Origin of the sequence: Actinoplanes sp. NPDC051475 (assembly GCF_040689425.1) — a bacterium.
In the GTDB taxonomy this organism is placed as follows: domain Bacteria; phylum Actinomycetota; class Actinomycetes; order Mycobacteriales; family Micromonosporaceae; genus Actinoplanes.
Window position 1 is genome coordinate 200,578 of the sequence record NZ_JBFAZZ010000012.1, and the last position, 5,894, is coordinate 206,471.

At 70.4% G+C, this 5,894-nt stretch carries 7 protein-coding genes; 2 read left to right on the plus strand and 5 right to left on the minus strand.

The window, feature by feature from the left end:
* Positions 1-12: 12 nt before the first annotated feature.
* A complete protein-coding gene (locus AB0368_RS24885; protein ID WP_366156353.1) occupies positions 13-1,314 on the minus strand; it encodes a lysine N(6)-hydroxylase/L-ornithine N(5)-oxygenase family protein in 1,302 nt (433 codons plus the stop codon).
* 99 nt (positions 1,315-1,413) lie between these two features.
* Here AB0368_RS24885 and AB0368_RS24890 point away from each other — a divergent pair, with 99 nt between their 5' ends.
* Complete coding sequence (locus AB0368_RS24890) at positions 1,414-2,364, plus strand: methionyl-tRNA formyltransferase (protein ID WP_366156354.1); 951 nt, start codon at positions 1,414-1,416, stop codon at positions 2,362-2,364.
* On the opposite strand, the gene AB0368_RS24895 is transcribed toward AB0368_RS24890, so the two are convergent.
* The 4 genes from AB0368_RS24895 to panD all read right to left on the minus strand — a co-directional run bounded on the left by AB0368_RS24895 (position 2,340) and on the right by panD (position 4,709).
* Positions 2,340-2,888 carry a GNAT family N-acetyltransferase gene (locus AB0368_RS24895; RefSeq protein ID WP_366156355.1) on the minus strand — a complete coding sequence of 183 codons (549 nt, stop codon included), beginning with the start codon at positions 2,886-2,888 and terminating at the stop codon, positions 2,340-2,342. The two genes, AB0368_RS24890 and AB0368_RS24895, sit on opposite strands and share 25 nt — an antisense overlap.
* A gap of 51 nt (positions 2,889-2,939) precedes the next feature.
* Positions 2,940-3,812 (minus strand): helix-turn-helix transcriptional regulator, encoded by an 873-nt coding sequence (locus AB0368_RS24900; RefSeq protein WP_366156356.1) that lies wholly within the window; start codon positions 3,810-3,812, stop codon positions 2,940-2,942.
* A 125-nt stretch (positions 3,813-3,937) separates the two neighbouring features.
* Complete coding sequence (locus AB0368_RS24905) at positions 3,938-4,276, minus strand: hypothetical protein (protein ID WP_366156417.1); 339 nt, start codon at positions 4,274-4,276, stop codon at positions 3,938-3,940.
* 13 nt (positions 4,277-4,289) lie between these two features.
* Positions 4,290-4,709 (minus strand): aspartate 1-decarboxylase, encoded by a 420-nt coding sequence (gene panD / locus AB0368_RS24910; protein WP_366156357.1) that lies wholly within the window; start codon positions 4,707-4,709, stop codon positions 4,290-4,292.
* Positions 4,710-4,819: 110 nt separating this feature from the next.
* Between panD and AB0368_RS24915 the strand changes: the two genes are divergently transcribed.
* Positions 4,820-5,836: an ABC transporter substrate-binding protein gene (locus AB0368_RS24915; protein ID WP_366156358.1), complete on the plus strand. Its 1,017-nt coding sequence runs from the start codon at positions 4,820-4,822 to the stop codon at positions 5,834-5,836.
* The last annotated feature ends 58 nt before the right edge of the window (positions 5,837-5,894 follow it).

The window sequence follows — 5,894 nt, forward strand, 5'->3', positions numbered from 1 at the left end:
GCCCCTCCGGCGCTAGGCCGCGACGAGGGCCCTGGCGCTGCGGTGCGCCACCACGGAGTCGAGGATCTCGCCCACCCGGATCGCCGTGTTCGACAGCAGCGCCGAGGTGATGCCGTGGCTGTGCTCCGTACCTCCCTGAAGGTAGACGCCCACCCGGAGCCGGGGGTCCGCCGCCGCGCGGTAGTCCCGCTCGACCTGGGGACGGCCCTGCGCATCGCGCAGGCAGAGATCTGCGACGTCGCCGAGGACTCCGTACGGGTCGGCCTGGTGGTAGCCGGTCGCGCAGACCACGACGTCGGCCTCCAGAGTCGTCACCTCGCCCGTGACCAGCGAGCGGACCGTGGCCACCGCGGCGTCCGGGCCGTCGGTGACCTGGGCGAGCCGGGAGACGTTCAGTATTCGCAGGCGCTGCCGGCCCAGGACCTTCTCCTGGTACGCCCGGCGGTAGAGGTCCTCGATGAGGCCGACGTCCACGACGGAGTAGTTGGTGTTGCCGTGGTAGTCCATGAGCTGCCGCTTGACGCTCTCGGGCGCGCGGTAGAAGTCGTCGACGGCCTCGGGGTCGAAGATGCGGTTGGCGAACGAGCTGTCGTCGGCCGGCGAGTAGCCGTAACGGGAGAAGACCGCGCAGACCTCCGCCTCGGGGAACTCGGTGTGCAGCGTCGCGACCGCCTCGGCGGCGCTCTGCCCGGCGCCGACCACGACGAACCGGCGCGGCTTCGTGCCGCGGATGTCCGGCAGGTTGTGCAGCAGGTCGCTGGTGTGCCAGACGCGGGCCGACGCGGTCACGCCCTCGGGCAGCCGCGGGCGCAGCCCGGTGCCGATGACGAGGTTGCGGGCGCGGTGGGTGGTGAGCCGGCCGCCGTGCCGGGAGAGGACGTCCACCGCGGTGATGTCGCCGGCCGCGTCCTCGACGGGCCGCACCGACAGCACCTCGGCGTCGTACGTGATCTGATCGGCGACCTGCGTGGCGGCCCACGCGAAGTAGTCGTGGAACTCGACCCGCAGCGGGAAGAGGTTCTTGTGGTTGATGAAGTCGATCAGCCGGCCCTCGCCGTGCAGGTAGCGCAGGAAGCTGAACTCGCTCGTCGGGTTCCGCAGCGTCACCAGGTCCTTGAGGAACGAGACCTGCATGGTCGCGTCGTCGAGCAGCATGCCGCGGTGCCAGCCGAACGACGCCTGGCGCTCGAGGAACCGCGCCGTGACCGCCGCCTCCCGACCGGCCGCACCATTGTGCTCCGCGACGGCGATGGCCATGGCGAGGTTCGACGGACCGAAGCCGATTCCCACGACATCGAGTTCAGGTTCAGACATGACCGTCCCCTCCATGGCGGGGCCGATCTGACCCCGAGGTGTTGGTTAGCCTAACCTAAGCACGAGCGTCGTCCGCAGTGCCTGGTGAGGGAGAAATCCATGCGAGTCGTCATGTTCGGTTTCCAGACCTGGGGCCACCGCACCCTCCAGGCGTTGCTGGACTCGGAACACGAGGTCGTCCTGGTGGTCACCCATCCGCGGGGCGAGGGCGCGTACGAGAAGGTGTGGTCCGACTCGGTCGAGGAGCTGGCCGGCTCCGCCGGGATCCCGGTGCTGATCCGTGAACGCCCGGACGACGAGGAGCTGTACGAGGCCCTGAGACAGGTCGCGCCGGACGTCATCGTGGCGACCAACTGGCGCACGTGGATCCCGCCGCGCGTCTTCACCCTGCCGGCCCTCGGCACGCTCAACGTGCACGATGCGCTGCTGCCGGCGTACGCGGGATTCTCGCCCTTGATCTGGGCCCTGCTCAACGACGAGCCCGAGGTCGGCGTGACCGCGCACCTGATGGACGAGACGCTGGACGCGGGCCCGATCGTGCTGCAGCGTGCCGTCCCGGTCGGCCCGGAGGACACGACCACGGACCTCTTCCACAAGACCCTCGAGCTCTTCGGGCCGATCAGCGTGGACGGCCTGGGCGAGCTGGCCTCCGGACGCCGCGACTTCGTGCCGCAGGACCGGTCGAAGGCCAGCTTCTTCCACAAGCGCGCCGAGGAGGACATCCGCATCGACTGGACCTGGCCGGCCGAGGAGCTCTCCCGCCTGGTCCGCGCGCAGTCGGCGCCGTACCCGCAGGCGTTCTGCTTCCACCGGGGCCGCCGCCTCGAGATCGTCCGGGCGGGCGTGTCACAGGCGGTCTACGGCGGCACCCCCGGCCGCATCTTCTACCGCGAGGGCGACGGCGTGACGGTGGTCGCGGGCGCGGAGGCCCGTCGCGGCCGGAGCAAAGCGCTCCTGATCAAGCGGGTACGCACGGACGAGGGCGTGGAGCTGGCGGCCCACGACTACTTCACGACGATGGGCGGCTACCTGACGAGCTTCCCGCGCTGACGCAGCTCACCCTCGAGCAGACCCATCGCGATCTTGTCGTGCCATCCGCCGTCGCGGCGGAAGACGCTGCGGAGGCGGCCCTCCTCGACGAAACCCGCCTTCGTGTACGCCCGGAGCCCGCCCACGTTTCCGGCCACCACCGTCAGCGAGACCTTGTGCAGGCGCATCTTGTCGAAGCCGTAGCGGCACACCGTACGCACGGCGTCGGTGCCGAAGCCCTTGCCCCAGCAGTCTTTCTCGCCGACGTAGATGTCCAGCTCCGCGCAGCCGGTCTCCGGTTCGGCGTCGCGGAGCCGGACCAGGCCGATGAGGCGCTGCTCGGCAAGAGTCTCGATGCCGAACAGCACATCGCCGTAGCCGTTGCGGGGGCGTTCCGTCAGCCAGGTGCGGACCCGTTCGAGCGGCTGGGCGTACCCGTCGTCCATCCAGCGCATGACCTCCGGGTCGTGGTTCCAGCGCCAGAGGGACTCGGCGTCGTCCGGCCCCATCGCCCGGAGCTTCACCGTCTCACCGAAGATGTTCACTCGACTCCCCCGTTCGCGGCCCGCGGTGGCCGTCGCGCCAGTATGCGCGGATCAGTCGTCGAGGTCGCGGAGGGCCTGGCGGAGCAGCTCGGGGGTTCTGTCCGGCGGTTCGGCCTCGATGAACAGCCGGCCCATCGCCGCCGCGTAGTGGTCGACGTCCTCGCGCTTGTCGAGGTAGAGCCCGCTCGTCAGGTGCTCGATGTAGACGACGTCGGGCAGGTTCTGGTGCGGGAAGCGGAGGATCGTGAACGCGCCCCCGGCCGCCGCGTGGCCGCCGGTGCGGAACGGGATGACCTGGAGCCGGATGGTGCGATGCGTGCACGCCTCCAGCAGCGCGGAGATCTGGTCGCGCAGGACGTCCCGGCCGCCGATCGGGCGCTTCAGGACCGCCTCGTCGATCACCGCCCAGAGGCGCGGCGAGTCCGGGCGGCCCAGCAGCTGTTTGCGGGCCATGCGCAGGTCCGCGCGGCGGTCGATCTCCTCCGCCGACGCCGTGCCGTGGCCGAGCATGATGACCGCGCGGGCGTACGCGTCCGTCTGGAGCAGGCCGGGGACGAACTGGATCTCGTACGTGCGGATCAGCTCGGCCGCCTGCTCGAGGTCGAGGTAGTTCTGGAACCACGTCGTGAGCACGTCGCCGTACGAGTGCCACCAGCCGGGCGAGTTGGCCTCGCGGGCCAGCGCCAGCAGGCGTTGGTGCTCGCCGGCGTCGGCCACGCCGTACAGCTTGAGCAGGTCCGTGACGTCGCGCTCCTTGAACGCGACCCGGCCCAGCTCCATCCGGCTGATCTTCGACTCGGAGCCGCGGATCTCGTAGCCGGCCCGGTCCCGGGTGATCCCCGCGGCGAGCCGCAGGCTGCGCAGGCGCGCGCCGAGCTGCAGCCGGCGGACCGTCGGCCCGCCGTTCTGCTCGGGCGCGCTCATCGGCATCGTCCTCTGGTTACGGCTTGCGCCCGGCAGCGGAATACTGGTCGAACTCATCGGCGTGCTCCGCACCGGGCTCGGACTTCCAACGGGTCACCGGCACGAAGCATAGACCCGTCGCGGTTTCAGTCCGCGTAGTCCGCGGGATCGAAAACCCGCGGCGTGAGCACGGGGGGCACCTCGGCCAGCCCCGGGCCGCCCGCGTCCAGCCACGCCGCCACCGCACCGACCAGATGGTCCTCGAGGACGTCGCCGAGGTGGACGAGCCGGGCACCGGCCCGGCGGGCGGCGGGGGCCGGGTGCACCACGACCACATTGGAGCGCTCGCACACGCTCAGGCATTCGCTCACGCGTACCCGATGACGCTCTCCCACCGCCGCACGGAGAGCGGCGAGCTGCGCGTCATGATCGACGTCGGGGTGTTTCCGGGCGCTGCCGCAGCAGCAGTCGCGGCAGATCGTCAGCGCACCCATGTCCTCAGTGGACCAGGACCTTGCCGGAGATCTGGTCGTCGGCGCCGGGCACCGGCGCGGCGGGGTCGGCGCCGATGCCGACCAGGCGGTTGCGGGCGTCGACGTGCGCGACCCGCGGCGCGTACGAGGCGCGCTCGACCTCGTCGACCTGCTTGAACGACATGATGATGATCAGGTCGCCGACCGAGACGAGCCGGGCGGCGGCGCCGTTGATGCCGATCACGCCGGAGCCCGCCGCGCCCTCGATGACGTACGTCACCAGCCGTGCGCCGTTGTCGATGTCGACCACCTGCACCTGCTCGCCCTCGACGAGGTCGGCGGCGTCCATGAGGGTCTTGTCGATGGTGATGGAGCCGACGTAGTGCAGGTCTGCCTGGGTCACGGTGGCGCGGTGGATCTTGCCACCAAGCAGTGTCCGCTGCATGTCTGTGGTCCTCCAAGGAAAGGCGGGGGGCGCACCCCGGGGGCGAAACAAAGTTAGCCTAACCTAACCTGACGACCGACCTCACGGACCCCCGATCATCAGGAGCTCGCATGACCCTCCGCTTCCGAGGCCGGCGACGGGCGCTCGCCGTCGTGGCCGCCGGCCTGGTCGCCGCCACCACCATCACGGCCTGCGCCGCCGACGAGAACGACGCGGCGGCCCCCGCGTCCTCCGGCTCCTCCGCGGCCGCGTTCCCCGTGACGATCGAGCACAAGTTCGGCTCGACGACGATCGAGAAGCAGCCCGAACGCGTCGTCACCGTCGGCTGGAACGATCAGGATCCGGTGCTGGCGCTGGGCGTGGTGCCGGTCAGCACGCGCGAATGGTTCACCGAGTACCCCACGTACCCGTGGGTGCAGTCGGCGCTCGGTGGCAAGAAGATCACCACGTTCTCGGCCGAGCTGAACTTCGAGGCGATCATCAAGCAGCAGCCCGACGTGATCCTGGCGATCTACGAGACGATCACCAAGGAGACGTACGAGAAGCTGTCGCAGATCGCCCCGACGGTCATCCAGTCCTCGGCGTACGCGGACGAGCAGACCCCCTGGGACGTGCAGACCCTGACCGTGGGCAAGGCCCTGGGCAAGCCCGCCGAGGCCCAGGCGCTGGTCGACAAGGTGAACGCGAAGACCGAGGAGGCCAGGAAGGCCAACCCGCAGTTCGCCGGCAAGACCCTCGCCGTCGACTTCGGACCGGAGAAGGGCCAGCACTGGCTGATCCCCGCCAAGGATCCGCGCCGCGCCCTGTTCGACGCCCTGGGCTTTGCGGCCCAGACCGAGAAGGACGAAGTCAGCGAGGAGCGCCTGGACCTGCTCGACCGTGACGTGCTCTTCGTCAACGGCGCGGCCAAGAAGGACATGCTGGCCTCGCCGGCGTTCAGCCGCCTCAAGGTGGTCACCGAGGACCGCGCCCTCTACACGTCCTTCTCCACGCCGCTGGGCGGGGCGCTGGCGTACAGCGGCCCGAACGCCCTGCTGTACGCGCTGGACGTCCTGGTGCCCCAGCTGCGGAACGCGACCGACGGCGACAAGGCCACCGCAGTTACCGACCTGTCGAACGCCGCCTGAACACCCGCGAAGGGCGGCCGGGCGGCCGCCCTTTGCCCGGGCCTGTGACAATGCGGCC

Excerpts from the sequence above, each read along its gene's own strand:
- AB0368_RS24900 (WP_366156356.1), bottom strand. The coding sequence starts at position 3,812 with ATGAGCGCGCCCGAGCAGAACGGCGGGCCGACGGTCCGCCGGCTGCAG.
- panD (WP_366156357.1), bottom strand. The coding sequence starts at position 4,709 with ATGCAGCGGACACTGCTTGGTGGCAAGATCCACCGCGCCACCGTGACC.
- AB0368_RS24885 (WP_366156353.1), bottom strand. The coding sequence starts at position 1,314 with ATGTCTGAACCTGAACTCGATGTCGTGGGAATCGGCTTCGGTCCGTCG.
- AB0368_RS24915 (WP_366156358.1), top strand. The coding sequence starts at position 4,820 with ATGACCCTCCGCTTCCGAGGCCGGCGACGGGCGCTCGCCGTCGTGGCC.
- AB0368_RS24890 (WP_366156354.1), top strand. The coding sequence starts at position 1,414 with ATGCGAGTCGTCATGTTCGGTTTCCAGACCTGGGGCCACCGCACCCTC.